The following is an 18,176-nucleotide window of genomic DNA, read 5'->3' as shown; positions in this document are numbered from 1 at the left end:
CTTACCCCTCGGGCCCCTCGTCCATCAGGCGAGGGGCCCTTTGTCGTGCCGTTTGAATCCAGGCCTCAACCTCGATTTCAGCTGCCGCTGCTCGGCAGTTGTGCTGCACATCCCGGTAGAGGTCTGCAACGGCCCAGGCCTCCGTCTCGGGGATCCCATTGCAACGAGGGATGAGGTGCAGATGCAGATGGCGTGCTCCCTCCCCGAAGGCAATGGCGTACACACGATCACAACCGCTGACGTGCTTCACCAGGCGCGAGGCGCGCTGCACGATCAAGCCCCAGTCCGCTGCTTCTGCAACAGAGAAATCAACGGGTCCTCCGCAATGGCGCCGGACATCCAGCAAACACCAACCTGCGAGGGGACTGGGATGGGGATGGTGACGCAGCAACCAATGCTCACTTCTCCAGATCTCCATGGGTTCGAGCTGAGGTGAGTTCTGATGCAGCGCACAAATCCCGCACATCGGTTCAACGAGAGGAGCAGCAGGTCTCATCACCAGCAATCACGAGAGCATTCAGCCTGAACCAGCACAACAAAAAGCCCCCTCGTGAGAGGGGGCTTTCCGATTCAACTGACGCTGAATCTTTTGGTAGAGACTTCAGCCTCAGCCGATGGCGGGTGCTTGCAGAGCCACAGGAGTGGACTCAGCAGCTGCCAGGTCGAGGGGGAAGTTGTGAGCGTTGCGCTCGTGCATCACTTCCATGCCGAGGTTGGCGCGGTTCAGCACATCAGCCCAGGTGTTCAGGACGCGGCCCTGACCATCAAGGATGGACTGGTTGAAGTTGAAACCGTTCAGGTTGAAAGCCATGGTGCTGACGCCCAGGGCAGTGAACCAGATGCCGACCACAGGCCAGGCAGCCAGGAAGAAGTGAAGGCTGCGGCTGTTGTTGAAGGAGGCGTATTGGAAGATCAGGCGACCGAAGTAACCGTGGGCAGCCACGATGTTGTAGGTCTCTTCCTCTTGGCCGAACTTGTAGCCGTAGTTCTGGGACTCGCTCTCGGTGGTTTCACGCACCAGTGAGGAGGTCACCAGGGAGCCGTGCATGGCGGAGAACAGGGAGCCACCGAACACACCTGCGACGCCCATCATGTGGAAGGGGTGCATCAGGATGTTGTGCTCTGCCTGGAACACCAGCATGAAGTTGAAGGTGCCGGAGATGCCCAGGGGCATGCCGTCAGAGAAGGAACCCTGACCGAAGGGGTACACCAGGAACACGGCGGAGGCAGCAGCCACAGGTGCGCTGTAAGCAACGCAGATCCAGGGGCGCATGCCGAGGCGGTAGGAGAGTTCCCACTCGCGGCCCATGTAGCAGAAGATGCCGATCAGGAAGTGGAAGACAACCAGCTGGTAAGGACCGCCGTTGTACAGCCACTCGTCGAGAGAGGCAGCTTCCCAGATGGGATAGAAGTGAAGGCCGATGGCGTTCGAGGAAGGAACAACAGCACCAGAGATGATGTTGTTTCCGTAGATCAGGGAGCCGGCGACGGGCTCACGGATGCCGTCGATGTCGACGGGGGGCGCTGCGATGAAAGCAACGATGAAGCAGGTGGTGGCAGCCAGCAGGGTGGGGATCATCAGCACACCGAACCAGCCCACATACAGGCGGTTGTTGGTGGAGGTGACCCACTCGCAGAAGGACTGCCAGCCATTGGCGCCGGAGCGCTGCTGAATGGTGGTGGTCATGAGTACGGGGGAGAAAGCCTCAGGGAAAACCCTTCAGCGGTAAAGAAAGTCGGATTACCGACCATCGCAATGTAAAGGAACTTTGCGCATCCACAACCAAGTGCGGGGCCCATACACCACGAGGATTGGTGATGGGCCTGATAAGGCCGGCTGATGAATGATTCAGGTCACTCACCCTGAGGCGACCTGTGCGGATCCGCGCAAGGGGAGCGTTCAAGAGCACAAGAGCTTTCTATAAGCCGGGAAGGATCTGCTTTCCATCCCTCCATGGCCATCCGCATCGGCATCAATGGTTTCGGCCGCATTGGCCGGCTTGCCTTTCGTCAGGCCATGACCTGCCCGGATGTGGAAGTTGTGGGAATCAACGATCTGATCGAGGTCGACTACCTGGCCTACCTGCTGCGCTACGACTCCACCCATCGCCAGTTTCAAGGCGACATCCGCGTGGAGAACGGAGCGCTGGTTGTGAATGGCCAACGGATTCGGATCACCGCTGAAAGAGATCCCAGCCAGCTTCGCTGGAATGAGATCGGCGCGGATTACGTGCTCGAGAGCACGGGCTTCTTTCTCACCGCTCCCCTGGCGCAGGCTCACCTGGACGCCGGCGCCCGTCGTGTGGTGATGAGTGCTCCGTCCAAGGACGACACGCCGATGTTCGTGATGGGGGTGAACCACACCAGCTACGCCGGGCAGGCGATTGTCTCCAACGCCAGCTGCACAACCAACTGTCTGGCCCCTCTGGCCAAGGTGGTGCACGACAACTTCGAAATCGTCAGCGGTCTGATGACCACGGTGCATGCCACCACAGCAACACAGAAACCTGTAGACAGTCCCTCGCTCAAGGATTGGCGCGGCGGGCGCGGTGCAGGCCAAAGCATCATCCCCAGCTCCACCGGAGCAGCAAAAGCCGTTGGTCGGGTCATTCCTGAACTGAACGGCAAGCTCACGGGGATGGCCTTTCGGGTGCCCACACCAGACGTATCTGTCGTGGATCTCACAGTGAATCTGGGCCGGCCAACAAGCTATGAAAACCTCAAGCAGACCATTAAACAGGCCTCAGAGAACGGTCTTTCCGGCATCCTCGGTTACACGGAAGATCCGATTGTTTCCAACGATCTGCTGGGGGAAAGCTGCACTTCGGTGTTTGATGCGGGAGCGGGTATGGCTCTCAATGACCACTTCATGAAATTGGTGGCCTGGTACGACAACGAATGGGCCTACAGCTGCAAGTGCATCGATCTCATCAGGCATATGGCTGCAGATCAGTCCTGAACCAGCACAACAAAAAGCCCCCTCGTGAGAGGGGGCTTTCCGATTCAACTGACGCTGAATCTTTTGGAGACTTCAGCCTCAGCCGATGGTGGGTGCTTGCAGAGCCACAGGAGTGGACTCGGTCGCAGCCAGGTCGAGGGGGAAGTTGTGAGCGTTGCGCTCGTGCATCACTTCCATGCCGAGGTTGGCGCGGTTCAGCACATCAGCCCAGGTGTTCAGGACACGGCCCTGAGCATCCAGAACCGACTGGTTGAAATTGAAGCCGTTCAGGTTGAACGCCATGGTGCTGATGCCCATGGAGGTGAACCAGATGCCGACCACAGGCCAGGCAGCCAGGAAGAAGTGAAGGCTGCGGCTGTTATTGAAGGAGGCGTATTGGAAGATCAGGCGACCGAAGTAACCGTGGGCAGCCACGATGTTGTAGGTCTCTTCCTCTTGGCCGAACTTGTAGCCGTAGTTCTGGGACTCGCTCTCGGTGGTTTCACGCACCAGTGAGGAGGTCACCAGGGAGCCGTGCATGGCGGAGAACAGGGAGCCACCGAACACACCTGCGACGCCCATCATGTGGAAGGGGTGCATCAGGATGTTGTGCTCTGCCTGGAACACCAGCATGAAGTTGAAGGTGCCGGAGATGCCCAGGGGCATGCCGTCAGAGAAGGAACCCTGACCGAAGGGATACACCAGGAACACAGCGAAGGCAGCCGACAGGGGAGCGCTGTAAGCAACGCAGATCCAGGGACGCATGCCCAGGCGGTAGGAGAGCTCCCACTGGCGCCCCATGTAGGCGGAGATGCCGATCAGGAAGTGGAAGACAACCAGCTGGTAAGGACCGCCGTTGTACAGCCACTCGTCGAGGGAGGCAGCTTCCCAGATGGGATAGAAGTGAAGGCCGATGGCGTTCGAGGAAGGAACAACAGCACCAGAAATGATGTTGTTTCCGTAGATCAGGGAGCCGGCGACGGGCTCACGGATGCCGTCGATGTCGACGGCGGGCGCTGCGATGAAAGCAACGATGAAGCAGGTGGTAGCAGCCAGCAGACAGGGAATCATCAGCACACCGAACCAACCCACATAAATGCGGTTATTGGTGTCGGTGACCCACTGACAGAAGCTTTCCCAGCTGCCGGTGCGACCGCTGCGAATTGCGGTAGCCATAGAACAAATGAGTACGGGTGCGAATCTGGACGCTCAAAGAGAGCCTGGATTCGAAATTAAGGCTATGGAGTTGTCGATCAAGAATCACGACTTCACATGATTCGAGTCATCTCGCAGCATTAATTCACGACAGCTTCATGAACACTTCATGAAGCTACTTGAAGCTAGGCGGCGCTCCAGTCGCTCCTTGCTCGGATCCAGTCGCGTGCCTGGTTTGCGAAAACGGGGAGATCAAGCCGTTCACGCTCTGCCGCACGGGCCACCAGCAACGGAGCCTGACGTTTGAGTTCCTCCAGGTCAGGCTCCGCAACACCCGCATTGAGAGCCATCCAGTCGGCCATCGACGCGCCCACGACGCGGGTGAGGTAAGCAGCACTCAACGCCTGCACCGCGCCAGCGGCCAGCCAGCTCGCTCCATCGAGCTTGGCAAGACCAAGCAGAGCCTGCCCGCTCCACTCCACAACGCCCTGAGCGAGCGCGGCCCCTCCGAGCTGACGAACCACAACCTGCAAGACATCCTGACTCCAAGTGCAATTCCAGATCGTGGCCATCTCCTTGACCATCAGACCGTTGCCGACCGCGACGGCCAACAGATCGACACTGGGCACCGGTGAGGCCGCCACCACACCGGCCACAATCCATTGGCTGCGCTGAAGCAGAGCACGAAACCGTTCTCTGCGAAACCCTTCCAATTCGGCCTGCCACTGGCGATGCAGGTCACGCAACAGCCGTTGGCGTGTGCACTCCCGAACCCGTTGCGGATCCTCGAGCTGACGACGCACAGGTTGAAGCACCGTCCTCAGAGTCGCTGCGGTTCCCTCCCAAGGGAGAAGCCGCGAATGCCAGCGCTCCGGCAGCTGACAGATCAAAGCCTGGATCTGCTCGGCAGTGGAGGACTCTGACTCGAGAAGCAACCAAACAGGGCGATCAACAGGCAGCTGCTCCAGCCAGAGCAGATCAGCCGCCCGCAGTGGCAAGGACAACACATGCAGAAGAACATCGAGCTGCTGCAGATCGGCTGGCCAGCTCCAGGATGTGCCAACAACCGGAAGAGGCCGTCCGATGCAAAGGTCAAGGTTGCGCACCCCCGCCAGCGCGGACTGCAGTCGCTCCGTTGATGGCAACGGTGTGCCGTCAGTGGCCACAACCCCAAGACTGAGCGGATCGTCGAACGCCAGCCTCTGTTGCAGCTCGGCTGCTCGGGGAGCCCTCAGTTCGGTGAGTCCAAGGGCCGTCTCAAGTTCGGCGAACTGGCCCAGCACCTGTTCGCAGCGCTGAACCCAGGCTTTCAGCGATTCAGGCTCCTTAAAGGAAGGAGCCTTCACCGGCCGGGTCAGCCACCAGAGGCCTGCACCTGCCGCAACAACGCCAAATCCTCCTCCGGGAATGTGCGCCACATCGGTGAGCAGCCAGTGCCCAGCAGTGAGTACACCGGCGGAAACAGCCAGCCGCCTCACCAGCTGAGGAGAGAGAGACCAACCGGAGCCGGCCAGGTTGCGGATCGATTGAACCGGAAACTGCACAACGGGTCCACGGACCCGGCTTTCCTAGCTCACTCTGCTGCCTCTGGCACACCTTGGTGACCAGCCTGCAATCGTGCAGCAGGCAATCCGACCCTCCCTTGCAGCCAGGACGGACAGCACTCCATATGGTTGAAAGGTAAGAACCAGCTGCCCATGGCCAGCGACCGCCGAGATGAGGTGAAGCGGGTGCTGATGGTGGCCTTGTCCATCAATCTCAGCATGACCGCACTGAAGCTTGTGGTGGGGTTGGTGAGCGGATCCCTGGCGGTGATTGCCGATGCCATGCACAGCGCCACGGACGCGCTTTCGAGCCTTCTGGCCCTGATCACCAACAGCCTGTCTGACCCGAGGCCGGATCGGGACCACCCCTACGGACACGACAAATACGAAGGCATCGGCGCCCTGGCGATCGCTGGCTTCATTTTCTTTACCGCGATCGAGATCCTGATCACTGCTGGACAGCGAATTCTTGAGGGCCTACCCGAGCTGCGGATCGAAGGACCCGAACTGCTGTTGCTGCTCCTGGTCCTCGTTCTCAATGTGTTCCTGGCCCGTTACGAACGCCGCCAGGGACGAAAGCTCAACAGTCAGCTGCTTCTGGCCGATGCCAATCACACCACAAGCGACATCTGGACCACCGTGATCGTGCTGGTGGGACTGACAGGAGCCTGGATCTTCAAGGTGAACTGGCTGGATCTGGCCCTGGCCATGCCCCTGGCCGTGATCCTGATCCGCGTGTGCTGGCAAGTTCTGCGCGACAACCTGCCCTGGCTGGTCGATCACATCGCCATTGCCCCCGAAGCAATCCACGAGCAAGCCATGGGAGTTCCAGGCGTTCTGAACTGCCACGACATCGCCAGCCGAGGGGTCCTGGGTCAGAGAGTTTTTATCGACATGCACATGGTGGTGGATGTGGATGACCTCGCCGCAGCCCATCGCATCACCGAGCAGGTCGAGGAACGCCTAGAAACCCGCTTCGGACCGGTGCGCTGCACCATCCACCTGGAGCCGAGGGATTACGCGGAGCAACAGATCACCTTTCGGGGAACCCACGGTTAAGTCAGCTGTTGAAACAGCTGACGAAGCTCCCCACAAAACTCGCGGGTTTGCGGTGATGCGTCACACTTGCGCCTGACTCCAGGCCCCAGGCCATGACTGATTCCTACAGCGATTCCCGCCAACAGGGCGGACCAGGTGAAGGCGGCCGCGAGGGCGGTCGTGGAGCTCGAGGCGGCCGCGGCCCCGGAAACCGGGAGGGTGGCGGCTTCAGGATCAGATTGAGCGACAACGAGATGCGGTCCGCTCGGGCGCTCCAGGAAGCCCTCAATCTGCGCTCCACCGTGGCAGTGCTCGGCTTTGCAGTCCGCACCCTTGGGCAGATGCTCGAGGAGGGAAAGCTTGACGAGCTCGTGGCTCAGCAACGCTCCCAGAGCAACCGTGGCGGCGGTCGCCGCGATGACGATCGGGGTGGCCGCCGAGGCGAAGGCCGCGGGGAAGGAGGTCGCAGCTCCAGGCCGGATCCTTTCGCACGACCTGCGAAACCTCAGCCCCCTGCGCCAGAGCCTGAGCCTGAGCCTGAGCCTGAGCCCGAAACCAGCGCAGATGCTGATGTCGAGCCAGCTTCTGCAGAGACTGAAGTGCAAGGCAACCAAGAAGCTGCAGCCGACGAAGCCCCGATCAGCGAGCCCGGAGCCTGATCCATGGGTCGGCCACGCGTTCTTTCTGGCGTCCAGCCAACCGGTGCCCTCCATCTGGGGAACTGGCTCGGAGCAATCCGAAACTGGGTGGATCTACAGCACGACCACGACACGTACTTCTGCGTGGTTGATCTGCATGCCGTAACCGTGCCCCACGACCCGCAACGCCTGGCGGAGGACACCCTCTCCACCGCAGCGGTCTACCTGGCCTGCGGACTTGATCCTGAGCTCTGCACGATCTTTGTGCAGAGCCAGGTTCCCGCCCATAGCGAACTCTGCTGGCTGCTGAACTGCGTCACACCCCTCAACTGGCTGGAACGCATGATCCAGTTCAAGGAAAAGGCTGTGAAACAGGGGGACAACGTGTCTGTGGGACTCCTGGATTACCCAGTGCTCATGGCTGCTGACATCCTTCTTTATGACGCTGATCTTGTCCCTGTCGGAGAAGACCAGAAACAGCATCTGGAGCTTGCTCGTGACATCGCACAGCAGCGCATCAATGCCAGGTTCGGGAGCGAGGACGCTCCGATCCTGAAGGTACCCAAACCGCTCATCCTCAAGGATGGTGCTCGGGTGATGAGCCTCACCGACGGTCGCAACAAGATGAGCAAGAGCGACCCAAACGAGGGAAGCCGCATCACCTTGCTCGACCCTCCGGAACTGATCACCAAAAAGGTCAAACGGGCCAAGACTGATCCGGAACGGGGCCTCGAGTTCGGCAACCCTGAACGGCCGGAGACAGACAATCTCCTCGGGCTCTATGCGCTTTTGAGCGGCAAAGGGCGTGAGGCAGCAGCCGCGGAGTGCGCTGAGATGGGGTGGGGGCAATTCAAACCCCTTCTTGCAGAGGCCACCGTGGCGGCCCTCGAGCCAATCCAGAAGCGATATCACGCGCTGATGGAGGACCGAGGTCAGCTCCTCGCGGTTTTGGAAACCGGCCAAGAGCGAGCCGGTGCCGTTGCGGATGCCAGCGTGCAAAGGGTTCGCAAAGCCCTGGGCTTTCTCACGCGCAGCTAATCACTGGCAGAGGAATTAAAAAGTTTCCCTAATGATTAAAGCTTCCTGAGAGCCCTTGAGGGGGACGGACCTCGCTGAACGGGGGCTGACCAGTGAGGAGAGGGGGTCTCATGGGTCTCGAATCAATTCCAGGCTGAGTCTTTCTGCCTAGGCATACACCGATCACAGCGTCAAGAGGTGGGCTGGCCCCCTCGTCAGCCCCCCTGCCCATTGACGAGGGTGGCGCTTCGAATCGTTTGGAGTGTTGCCCACTTGCTTCGTCGAACCGCCTCGCTGATCCGCTCTCCCAAGTTCCCCGGAGCCAAGTTTCTTGGCCTTGGAGCCCTCAGCGTGGGTCTGATGATGACGTTGGGGACAAGCATTCAGGCTGAACGCTCAGAGAAGCGAGTGGATCAGGCCCAGACCGTGGCCGAAGCTCTTCGTGGTGATGCACAGGGCAATCGCGGCAACGATCTCCAGGCAACTCCGTACACAATCACGCCCGAACGCCGGGCCCTGCTCAACACCATCCGGTACGCCGAAGGGACCTGGAAGGACGGCCGAGATCTTGGCTACCGCACCCTCTACGGCGGCGGGCTTTTCCAAGACCTGTCCCGTCACCCCGAACGCGTCGTCGTGAAGCGCTACACCAGTGCAGCTGCTGGCGCCTACCAGTTTCTGCCCAGCACCTGGCAGGAAACGGCCCGCAGCCTCAAGCTTCCCAGCTTCGCTCCCAAGCATCAGGACCAGGCGGCTTTGCACCTGGTGAAAAAACGCGGCGCCCTTCAAGAGGTTGACCGCAATGGCCTGACCCGGGCCGCCATGAACCGGCTGGCGCCGGAGTGGGCCTCCTTTCCCACCCATGCCGGGCGCAGTGCCTACGGACAACCCGTGAAGACCCACGCCGAACTCCTGGCGTTTTACGAAAGCAACCTGCTCAAGTTGCGCCAAGGCACCTGACGCCGATTAAGCCGGCAGGGAGACATCCAGAACGAACCAGAGCGTCAGACGCAGGGCCCAGTACAAACCGAGTGCTGCCCCAAGAGCCAGGAGCACGAGCCAGCCAGAGCTCTGCGGTTTTGGCCAATCCCTACCCAGGACGCCCTGCCGCCATCCGACCCAACCCAGGCCTAACACCAGGGGCGGACCGAAGAGATGAAGCTCCAGAGCTTCTCCGAGATCACCGTGCAGCGTCGCCAGAGCAGAACGGGTCAAAAAGCAGGTGGGACAAGGGATTCCTGTGAGCGTTCGCAGCGGGCACCCTGGCAGCAGCAAGGGCACGCCTCGAGCGCGCAGAACGAGAGCAGCCAGCACACCCAGACTGATCCAACCGCTGCGTCGATGGCCTGAAGTGCTCCTCATCGCGACGCCCTGGTCACCTGAGCCGCCAGAGCCCAGACTTCCATCACCAGCTGGTGCCACGGTGCCATGGCCTCCATCGACACGGCCATTGCCTCCGGACTGGCATTGACGAGTGCTCGTGTTGCCTCGATGGCACGAAGGCCTTCATTCAGCCGTGCCGCCATGGCCTCACGGTCAGCCCCATCCATCACAACGTCTGGGCAGACCTGCAGCAACTCTTCTCCCCGACGGAACCAATGATTGAAATCCTTCAGCAGTGAATCCAGCAGGGACTCCAGCAGAGCATCGGCCTCAGGATCCCGATCCGGCTTCATCAAAGGTTTCAGGCAGCATCCCCATAGGATGGCGAATCACGACTATCAGACGGTGAGCAGCGCGGCAGCAACGACCTCAGCCTCCCCCAGCCCAGTGGTGCTGCCCAAAACCAGCGAGAACGAGCAGCTGCTCAAGATTCGCCACTCCATGAGCCACGTGATGGCCATGGCAGTGCAACAGCTTTTTCCACAGGCCCGTGTGACCATTGGCCCCTGGACGGAATCCGGCTTTTATTACGACTTCGACAATCCGGATCCCTTTACCGAGGCCGATTTGAAGGCGATCAAAAAGGGGATGATCAAGATCATCAACAAGAAGCTCCCTCTCGAGCGCGTCGAGGTGAGCCGAGCCGACGCCGAGGCCAAAATCAGAAGCCAGAACGAGCCCTACAAACTCGAAATCCTCGAGGGCCTGCAGGAGCCGATCACCCTTTACACCTTGGGGAATGAATGGTGGGATCTCTGCGCCGGGCCCCATGTGGAACACACCGGCCAGCTCAACGCCAAGGCTTTTGAGCTGGAGAGCGTGGCAGGGGCTTACTGGCGTGGCGATGAAACCAAAGCCCAGTTGCAGCGGATCTACGGCACCGCCTGGGAGACCCCGGAACAGCTGACCGAGCACAAGCGCCGCAAGGAAGAAGCCCTGCGCCGTGACCATCGCCGCATCGGCAAAGACCTCGACCTGTTTTCAATCGAAGACGAAGCCGGCGCCGGGCTGGTGTTCTGGCACCCCCGCGGCGCCCGCATGCGTCTGCTAATCGAGGACTTTTGGCGCCAGGCCCACTTCGAGGGCGGCTACGAGTTGCTTTACACGCCCCACGTGGCCGACATCAGCCTCTGGAAAACCTCTGGTCACCTCGACTTCTACGCCGAAAGCATGTTCGGCCCGATGCAGGTGGACGAACGGGAGTACCAGCTCAAGCCAATGAACTGCCCGTTCCATGTGCTCACCTTCGCCAACAAATTGCGCAGCTACAGGGAACTGCCGATCCGCTGGGCCGAACTGGGAACCGTGTATCGCTACGAGCGGCCGGGTGTGATGCACGGCCTGATGCGCGTCCGCGGCTTCACCCAGGACGACGCCCACGTGTTCTGCCTTCCTGAGCAGATCAGCGATGAAATCCTGAAAATCCTCGATCTCACCGAGCGCATCCTCTCCACATTCGACTTCAACACCTACGAAATCAACCTCTCCACACGCCCGGAGAAATCGATCGGTGATGACGCCGTCTGGGATCTGGCCACCAAAGGCCTGATCGAAGCGCTGGAACGCAAAGGCTGGGCCTACAAGGTCGATGAAGGCGGCGGTGCCTTCTACGGCCCCAAGATCGATCTCAAGATCGAAGATGCCATCGGCCGGATGTGGCAGTGCTCCACCATCCAGCTCGATTTCAACCTGCCGGAGCGGTTCAAGCTTGATTACATTGCTGCCGACGGCAGCAAGCAGCGCCCGATCATGATCCACCGGGCGATCTTTGGCTCGCTGGAACGATTCTTCGGGATCATGACCGAGAACTACGCGGGCGACTATCCCTTCTGGCTTGCACCCGAGCAGGTGCGGCTGCTGCCGGTCACCGATGAGGTGCAGCCCTACGCCGGAAGCCTCCTCGACCAGCTCACCCAGGCGGGGGTGCGAGCCACGATCGATCGCAGCGGCGACCGTCTCGGCAAGTTGATCCGCACTGGAGAACAAATGAAAATCCCCGTTCTGGCCGTGATCGGTGCCAAGGAAGCCGAGCAAAACGCTGTGAGTTTGCGCAGCCGCAGGGATGGCGATCTCGGGGTGGTGGCTGTAGCCGATCTGCTCCGAGCCGCTCAGAGCGCCAACACCCAACGTGCCGCAGGACTGGAGCTGAACGGATGACGCAGTCTCCAATCACCTCCCTCGGCGATCTGGCCCGTCTGCGCGGGGCTCCGGAGCTCAGCACGGAGGCCGCCCAACGCCTGCGAGCAGAGCTATCTGAGGCCATGGCCAGCGCCAATTGGTTCACCGTTGGCGTCATGGCCCCCTCGGCCACACAAGCCCTTGCGGCCCTGCGGGCGCTGGAACGCAGTCAGACTTGGGAGCCCATGACGGTGGTGACCGGCACCGAGGAGCAAGGTCCTGTGTTCCTCAAGGCCAACCAGAACGGTGGATCCATCCGCATCCGCATCGAGCACGGCTTGGGAGAAGGAATCCTGATCACTGGACACGGTGATGACGAGAGCCAGCCCAGCACCACCTGGGGGCCGCTTCCGCTGACTTTCTTCCATGAAGCTGGCGCAGACGCACAGCACTGACGACCGCAATCCCATGAGGATGTCGTCCAGATTGCTTGCCGTTTGACAGCACCATCTCCACTCTTGGGATCGATCCCAGACCCGAATCCATGGCAGCCAAAACATTTTTGGCCGGAGATCTCGGAGGCACCAAGACCCTGCTGGCCCTCTACAGCGAAACCGATCAGGGGCTGAACAAAGAGTTTTCTCACCGCTATGCGTCGGCTGAGTGGAGCGACCTCGAATCGATGCTGGGCGATTTTCTCAAGACCCTGCCTCCAGGTCTCTCCAAACCTGAAACCAGCTGCATCGCCGTGGCAGGACCAGTTCAGAACGGCACAGCGAAGCTCACGAATCTGCCCTGGAGCATGAGTGAAGCCTCTCTCAGCAAAGCCACAGGACTGCAGCGCCTTGAGCTGGTCAACGACTTTGCTGTGCTCATCCATGGCCTGCCCCACTTCAATGCGTCACAACAGGTGGTGCTGCAGACCGGAAGCGGCCGAGACACTCCGGCACCTGCCGGACAAGACGGCGGAGCCGTGGCCATTCTTGGCGCAGGCACGGGCCTGGGAATGGCCCGCGGCCTTCCAGCGGCCAAGGGTTGGTTGGCCTTGCCCAGTGAGGGAGGTCACCGGGAATTCGCCCCGCGCACGGAGGATGAATGGCACCTGGCCCAGTGGATGCGCAGCGCTCTTGATCTCGATCGACTGTCGATCGAACGCGTTGTCAGCGGCACGGGGCTTGGGCATGTGATGTGCTGGCTGCTCTCCGCACAGGATCAAACCGATCACCCCTTGCAAGGCAAGGCGAAAGCCTGGAAAACACTGCCGGCAGAGCACCCTGAGCATGAAGACTTGCCGGCCCACACCAGTCGGGAAGCGGCGTCAGGTGATCCCTTGGCGCAGGCCGCGATGACGCTTTGGCTCGGAGCCTATGGGTCCGCCGCGGGAGATCTGGCTCTTCAGGAGCTCTGCGTCGGTGGACTCTGGATCGGCGGTGGTACTGCGGAAAAGGTCATCGACGGCCTGCGCTCCTCGCAGTTTCTGGAGCCTCTTCGCAGCAAAGGACGCTTCAGGCCCTTGATCGAGAGCCTCACCATCCGGGCCGTCACCGATCCGGAGGCCGGATTATTCAGTGCGGCCTGCAGGGCTCGCGATCTGGCTGAGCCGGGTGGGACACTGGCCTGAGCAGAGCATCAGCGATGGCGCAGCCGCGCATAGGCCAGACCGTTGTGGTGGATGTTCCAGCCACCACAGCCAACATCGGACCAGGCTTCGACTGTCTCGGTGCAGCCCTGGATCTGAACAACCGCTTCACCATGCGGCGCATCGAGGGAGATGGCGAACGCTTCGAATTGATCATCGAAGGGCAAGAGGGTTCCCATCTCCGCGGCGGAGCTGAAAACCTGGTGTATCGCGCCGCCCAGCGCGTCTGGAAAGCAGCTGGAGAGGAGCCTGTGGCTCTTGAAGCCAGGGTGCGTCTAGCGGTTCCACCGGCCCGTGGCCTCGGGAGTAGTGCCACAGCCATCGTTGCCGGTCTGGTGGGCGCCAATGCCTTAGTCGGGGAACCCCTCAGCAAAGAAAAACTGCTGGAACTGGCCATCGACATCGAGGGGCATCCCGACAATGTGGTGCCATCCCTGCTCGGGGGCTTGTGCATGACAGCCAAGGCGGCATCACAGCGATGGCGTGTGGTGCGTTGCGAATGGATGCACAGCGTGAAAGCCGTCGTGGCGATTCCTGCCATCCGCTTGAGCACCAGTGAAGCCCGGCGAGCCATGCCGAAAACTGTTCCCGTGGGCGATGCGGTGGTCAATCTTGGTGCGCTCACCCTGCTCCTGCAGGGCCTGCGCACGGGCAACGGCGATCTGATTGCCGATGGCATGCATGATCGGCTGCATGAGCCTTACCGGTGGCGCTTGATCAAGGGCGGACAGGAGGTTCGCCAGGCCGCTCTCGAGGCGGGAGCCTGGGGCTGCGCCATCAGTGGGGCAGGGCCCAGCATCCTGGCGCTGTGCACGGAAGACAAAGGCCCCGGCATCAGCCAGGCCATGGTGAGGGCCTGGGAGTCGGTGGGTGTTGCCAGTCGAGCACCCCTACTGAGCTTGCAGACAACCGGAAGCCACTGGCAGCCTCGCGATGCTGGGTAGTTGTACTCAACACCACCCCTGGAACTGATAAGTTCAATCTCAATGTTGTGGACGCCATGGACGCCAATCTGCCTTTGACGGCTGCGTCCCAAGCGGGCTTCCCCTGGCTTTCCTTGATCGTGTTGCTGCCTGCGGCGGCGGCATTGGTCATGCCCCTTTTGCCGGGCGATGACCAGTCCCCTTCTCCGGTGCCACGCAATGTGGCCATCGGCGTACTACTGGTTGATCTCGTGCTCATGCTGGCTGTGTTCAGCCGGCACTTTGATCCGCTCAGCAGCGAGCTCCAACTTGTGGAAAGGGTCAGCTGGCTTCCAGCCATCGGCCTGGAATGGTCCCTCGGCGCCGATGGTCTCTCAGCACCCGTCGTTGTTCTCAGTGGTCTGGTCACCCTGCTTTCGGTTGCAGCGAGCTGGAATGTCACCCATAAATCAAGGCTTTATTTCGGCCTGCTTTTGGTCCAGGCCTCGGCCCAGGGCCTCGTGTTCCTGTCCCAGGATTTCCTGCTGTTCTTCCTTGCCTGGGAGCTTGAACTGGTTCCCGTTTATCTCTTGATTGCCATCTGGGGTGGTCAGAACCGTCAATACGCCGCGACCAAATTCATCCTTTACACCGCGCTTGCGTCGCTGCTGATCCTGATCAGCGGGCTCGCACTGGCCCTCTCAGGCGACAGCTTCACCCTCAATCTCAATGAGCTCGCCCAACGCTCACCGGGAGGAAGCTTCGGCCTGCTTTGTTACCTCGGCTTCCTTGTGGGCTTTGGCGTGAAACTGCCGATGTTCCCTCTTCATACCTGGCTTCCAGATGCCCACGGGGAAGCGAATGCGCCAGTCTCCATGTTGTTGGCAGGCGTGCTTCTCAAAATGGGCGGCTACGCCCTGCTCAGGTTCAACGTTCAGATGCTTCCGGATGCCCACCTTGTCATGGCACCGGCCCTGATCATTCTGGGCATCGTCAACATCGTGTATGGCGCACTCAATGCCTTCGCGCAAGACAACGTGAAGCGCAGAATCGCCTGCAGCTCGGTCAGTCACATGGGATTTGTGCTGCTGGGCATCGGTGCCGTCGATGCCCTCAGCATCAGTGGAGCCATGCTGCAGATGATCAGTCATGGCCTGATTGCCGCGGCCATGTTCTTCGTGACCGGGTGCTTTTACGAGCGCACCAAAACCCTGTCCATCCCGAACATGGGCGGACTTGCCAAGGTGCTGCCGATTACGTTCGCCTTCTTCCTGGCCAGCTCCCTGGCATCGCTCGCATTGCCCGGCATGAGTGGATTCATCAGTGAAATCACCGTGTTCCTCGGCATCACCAGCCAGGAGAGTTTCACCACGCTGTTCAGGGTCACCACCATCGTGCTCGCAGCCATCGGCCTGGTTCTCACTCCGATCTACCTCCTGTCGATGTGCCGTCGGGTGTTCTTCGGTCCGCGGATTCCCGCCCTCGCTTTTGTCGAAGACATGCGTCCTCGCGAGCTGGTGATTGGTCTCACCCTGCTGGTCCCCACGCTTGTGATTGGTATCTGGCCCCGGATCGCCATGGATCTCTATGAAGCCTCCACCGATGCGCTGGCAGTGGATCTGGCCAAACACACCGTCGTGGCCATGCGCGCCCTCCTCCCCACCGGCTGATCATCCATGTCCCCATCGGAACTGCTGCGTTGCGAGGGACTCCCTCGATTTGACGCCATCGATGCCGAGCAGGTGGATCAACAGATCCCGGCCCTTCTGGCTGATCTCAGTGAAAGGTTCACCGCACTGGAGGACCAGCTTCGCGATCGCCTCTCCGCACCAGACAGCGCACCCCTGTCCTGGGACGAGCTCATGCCTCCATTCCATGCTCTGGGGGAACGATTGCGCTGGAGCTGGGGCGTGGTCACGCACCTCACAGCCGTTCGCAACACGCCGGAGTTGCGTGAAGCCCACGCTCGTCAACAACCTGAGGTGGTGCGTTTCAGCAACAGGGTCGGACAGAGCGGTGTCCTTCACCAGGCCCTTCGCTCCTTGCTGGAGCAAAAGAACAACACACTCGACCCCACCCAAGTCCGCATTCTCGAAACCGAACTGCTCTCAATGCAGCATCGCGGTGTTGGCCTGAAAGGAGACAAACAGCAGGCCTTTAATCGCACCAGCGAGCGTCTGGCAGCCCTATCCACCAGCTTCAGCAATCACGTTCTCGACGCCACCCAGCAATGGAGCCTCGTTGTGCACGACCGGGATCAACTGCGGGGAGTTCCCGAACGCGTCTTGGACAATCTGGCCGCTGCTGCTGCCACGGCGGGTGAGCGCGCCACCTCCGGCGGCGAGCCCACCGCAGCGGGAGGGCCTTGGCGCCTGGGACTGGACATGCCCAGCTACGTGCCGATCCTCACCCATGCCGAAAACCGCGATCTTCGCGAAACGGTGTACAAGGCCTACGTGAGCCGAGCGAGCCAGGGCGAGCTCGATAATGGCCCGCTCATCGAAGAAATCCTTGCGTTACGCCAGGAGCAGGCTCAGCGATTGGGCTACAGCAACTGGGCTGAGCTCAGCCTGGCCTCCAAGATGGCCGATGGGGTGGATGCAGTGGAAACCCTTCTTGAAGAACTCAGGGTTGCGGCCATACCTGTCGCTGAACAGGAGCTGAAGGAACTGAACCAACTCGCTGCGAGCCGCGGTGCCAAGGAAGCTCTCGCTGCATGGGATGTGAGCTATTGGGCGGAGCAACTGCGAAGGGATCGCTTCGATCTCGATCAGGAAGCCTTGAGGCCGTGGTTTCCCCTGCCCCAGGTTCTCGATGGCCTCTTCAACCTCTGTGAACGCCTGTTTGCGATCCGCATTGAAGCGGCCGATGGAGACGCGCCCATCTGGCATGAGGACGTGCGGTTCTTCCGCGTCCTGGACCGCAGTGGAGAGGCCCTGGCTCAGTTTTACCTGGATCCCTTCAGCCGGCCGGCGAGCAAGCGAGGCGGGGCCTGGATGGATGAGTGCCTCAACCGCAGACGGCACCCCAGCGGAGACTTAACCCTGCCGGTGGCCTACCTGATCTGCAATCAGACCCCTCCCTCTGGGGAGACCCCCAGCCTCATGAGCTTCGAGGAGGTGGAGACTCTCTTCCACGAATTCGGGCATGGCTTGCAGCACATGCTCACAACAGTCGAGCACCCCCAAGCCGCTGGCATCAACAATGTGGAGTGGGATGCCGTGGAACTTCCCAGTCAGTTCATGGAGAACTGGTGTTTCGACCGGAAGACTCTGATGGGCATGGCCAGGCACTGGACAACAGGTGAACCGTTGCCCGAAGCGGATTACATCAAGCTCTGTAGCAGCCGTACCTTTATGCAGGGCAGTGGCACGCTTCGCCAGATCCACTTCGCACTCACCGATCTACGGCTGCACAGCCAATGGTCCCCAGAGCTCGGACTGAGCCCGGATGCCTTCCGTCGCCGTATCGCCGAGACGACGACAGTGTTGCCGCCGATCGAAACAGACCGCTTCCTCTGCGCCTTCGGTCATATTTTTGCCGGGGGTTACGCAGCGGGCTATTACTCCTACAAGTGGGCAGAAGTTCTCAGTGCTGACGCCTTCTCTGCGTTTGAAGAGGTCGGTCTGGAGCAGGATGATGCTGTGGCAGCAACGGGCGAGCGCTTCCGAAACACGATTCTCAGCCTGGGAGGGAGTCTCCGTCCAGCAGAGATCTACCGGAAGTTCCGAGGTCGGGATGCCAGCAGTGCAGCGCTCATTCGCCATTCGGGTCTTGCAGCATCGACAGGCTGAGCCAATAGGG

Annotated in this window: 17 protein-coding genes; 11 read left to right on the top strand and 6 right to left on the bottom strand. The window is 60.7% G+C overall.

All coding sequences use genetic code 11. The features are described from left to right. Position 1 precedes the first annotated feature (1 nt). Both SynPROS71_RS04350 and psbA (SynPROS71_RS04345) read right to left on the bottom strand, forming a co-directional pair. Positions 2–418: an HIT family protein gene (locus tag SynPROS71_RS04350; RefSeq protein WP_370586855.1), complete on the bottom strand. Its 417-nt coding sequence runs from the start codon at positions 416–418 to the stop codon at positions 2–4. Positions 419–607: 189 nt separating this feature from the next. Continuing rightward, positions 608–1,687, bottom strand: coding sequence for a photosystem II q(b) protein (gene psbA, locus SynPROS71_RS04345; RefSeq protein WP_006040880.1), 1,080 nt, complete (start codon positions 1,685–1,687; stop codon positions 608–610). A 267-nt stretch (positions 1,688–1,954) separates the two neighbouring features. Between psbA (SynPROS71_RS04345) and gap the strand changes: the two genes are divergently transcribed. After that, positions 1,955–2,959 carry a type I glyceraldehyde-3-phosphate dehydrogenase gene (gene gap, locus SynPROS71_RS04340; RefSeq protein ID WP_186596921.1) on the top strand — a complete coding sequence of 335 codons (1,005 nt, stop codon included), beginning with the start codon at positions 1,955–1,957 and terminating at the stop codon, positions 2,957–2,959. 78 nt (positions 2,960–3,037) lie between these two features. Here gap and psbA (SynPROS71_RS04335) read toward each other — a convergent pair whose 3' ends face one another. Then, positions 3,038–4,114: a photosystem II q(b) protein gene (psbA, locus tag SynPROS71_RS04335; protein WP_186596919.1), complete on the bottom strand. Its 1,077-nt coding sequence runs from the start codon at positions 4,112–4,114 to the stop codon at positions 3,038–3,040. Positions 4,115–4,278: 164 nt separating this feature from the next. Beyond that, positions 4,279–5,637 carry a YcjF family protein gene (locus SynPROS71_RS04330; protein WP_186596917.1) on the bottom strand — a complete coding sequence of 453 codons (1,359 nt, stop codon included), beginning with the start codon at positions 5,635–5,637 and terminating at the stop codon, positions 4,279–4,281. A 153-nt stretch (positions 5,638–5,790) separates the two neighbouring features. On the opposite strand from SynPROS71_RS04330, the gene SynPROS71_RS04325 reads away from it, so the two are divergent. The 4 genes from SynPROS71_RS04325 (at position 5,791) to SynPROS71_RS04310 (ending at position 9,290) form a co-directional block, all read left to right on the top strand. Further along, positions 5,791–6,696: a cation diffusion facilitator family transporter gene (locus SynPROS71_RS04325; protein WP_186596915.1), complete on the top strand. Its 906-nt coding sequence runs from the start codon at positions 5,791–5,793 to the stop codon at positions 6,694–6,696. Between the two features lie 92 nt (positions 6,697–6,788). Beyond that, complete coding sequence (locus SynPROS71_RS04320) at positions 6,789–7,334, top strand: hypothetical protein (RefSeq protein WP_186596913.1); 546 nt, start codon at positions 6,789–6,791, stop codon at positions 7,332–7,334. A 3-nt stretch (positions 7,335–7,337) separates the two neighbouring features. Next, the gene (gene trpS / locus SynPROS71_RS04315; RefSeq protein ID WP_186596911.1) at positions 7,338–8,351 is read left to right on the top strand and encodes a tryptophan--tRNA ligase; all 1,014 of its coding nucleotides are present in this window, start codon (positions 7,338–7,340) and stop codon (positions 8,349–8,351) included. 219 nt (positions 8,352–8,570) lie between these two features. Continuing rightward, complete coding sequence (locus SynPROS71_RS04310; protein WP_370586854.1) at positions 8,571–9,290, top strand: endolysin; 720 nt, start codon at positions 8,571–8,573, stop codon at positions 9,288–9,290. 6 nt (positions 9,291–9,296) lie between these two features. Here the strand turns inward: SynPROS71_RS04310 and SynPROS71_RS04305 are convergent, their stop codons facing one another. Beyond that, positions 9,297–9,692, bottom strand: a complete 396-nt coding sequence (locus SynPROS71_RS04305; protein ID WP_186596909.1) for a DUF2752 domain-containing protein — start codon at positions 9,690–9,692, stop codon at positions 9,297–9,299. Further along, positions 9,689–10,006 carry a DUF2605 domain-containing protein gene (locus SynPROS71_RS04300; protein ID WP_186596907.1) on the bottom strand — a complete coding sequence of 106 codons (318 nt, stop codon included), beginning with the start codon at positions 10,004–10,006 and terminating at the stop codon, positions 9,689–9,691. Before SynPROS71_RS04300 ends, SynPROS71_RS04305 begins: the two co-directional genes overlap by 4 nt. A 28-nt stretch (positions 10,007–10,034) precedes the next feature. On the opposite strand from SynPROS71_RS04300, the gene thrS reads away from it, so the two are divergent. From thrS to SynPROS71_RS04270, 6 genes are all read left to right on the top strand, one after another. Further along, positions 10,035–11,870, top strand: coding sequence for a threonine--tRNA ligase (gene thrS, locus SynPROS71_RS04295; protein WP_186596905.1), 1,836 nt, complete (start codon positions 10,035–10,037; stop codon positions 11,868–11,870). Beyond that, positions 11,867–12,286, top strand: coding sequence for a DUF1824 family protein (locus tag SynPROS71_RS04290; protein ID WP_186596903.1), 420 nt, complete (start codon positions 11,867–11,869; stop codon positions 12,284–12,286). The genes thrS and SynPROS71_RS04290 overlap by 4 nt, the downstream gene beginning before the upstream one ends. 89 nt (positions 12,287–12,375) lie before the next feature. Beyond that, the gene (locus SynPROS71_RS04285; protein WP_186597860.1) at positions 12,376–13,452 is read left to right on the top strand and encodes a glucokinase; all 1,077 of its coding nucleotides are present in this window, start codon (positions 12,376–12,378) and stop codon (positions 13,450–13,452) included. A 14-nt stretch (positions 13,453–13,466) separates the two neighbouring features. Next, positions 13,467–14,414 (top strand): homoserine kinase, encoded by a 948-nt coding sequence (gene thrB / locus SynPROS71_RS04280; RefSeq protein ID WP_186596901.1) that lies wholly within the window; start codon positions 13,467–13,469, stop codon positions 14,412–14,414. A 56-nt stretch (positions 14,415–14,470) separates the two neighbouring features. Then, positions 14,471–16,042 (top strand): NAD(P)H-quinone oxidoreductase subunit 4, encoded by a 1,572-nt coding sequence (locus tag SynPROS71_RS04275; RefSeq protein ID WP_186596899.1) that lies wholly within the window; start codon positions 14,471–14,473, stop codon positions 16,040–16,042. Between the two features lie 6 nt (positions 16,043–16,048). Then, positions 16,049–18,166 (top strand): M3 family metallopeptidase, encoded by a 2,118-nt coding sequence (locus SynPROS71_RS04270; protein ID WP_186596898.1) that lies wholly within the window; start codon positions 16,049–16,051, stop codon positions 18,164–18,166. Positions 18,167–18,176: the final 10 nt, after the last annotated feature.

Source organism: Synechococcus sp. PROS-7-1 (genome assembly GCF_014279795.1).
GTDB lineage: Bacteria > Cyanobacteriota > Cyanobacteriia > PCC-6307 > Cyanobiaceae > Synechococcus_C.
This window is presented reverse-complemented; position numbering and strand designations above follow the sequence as displayed.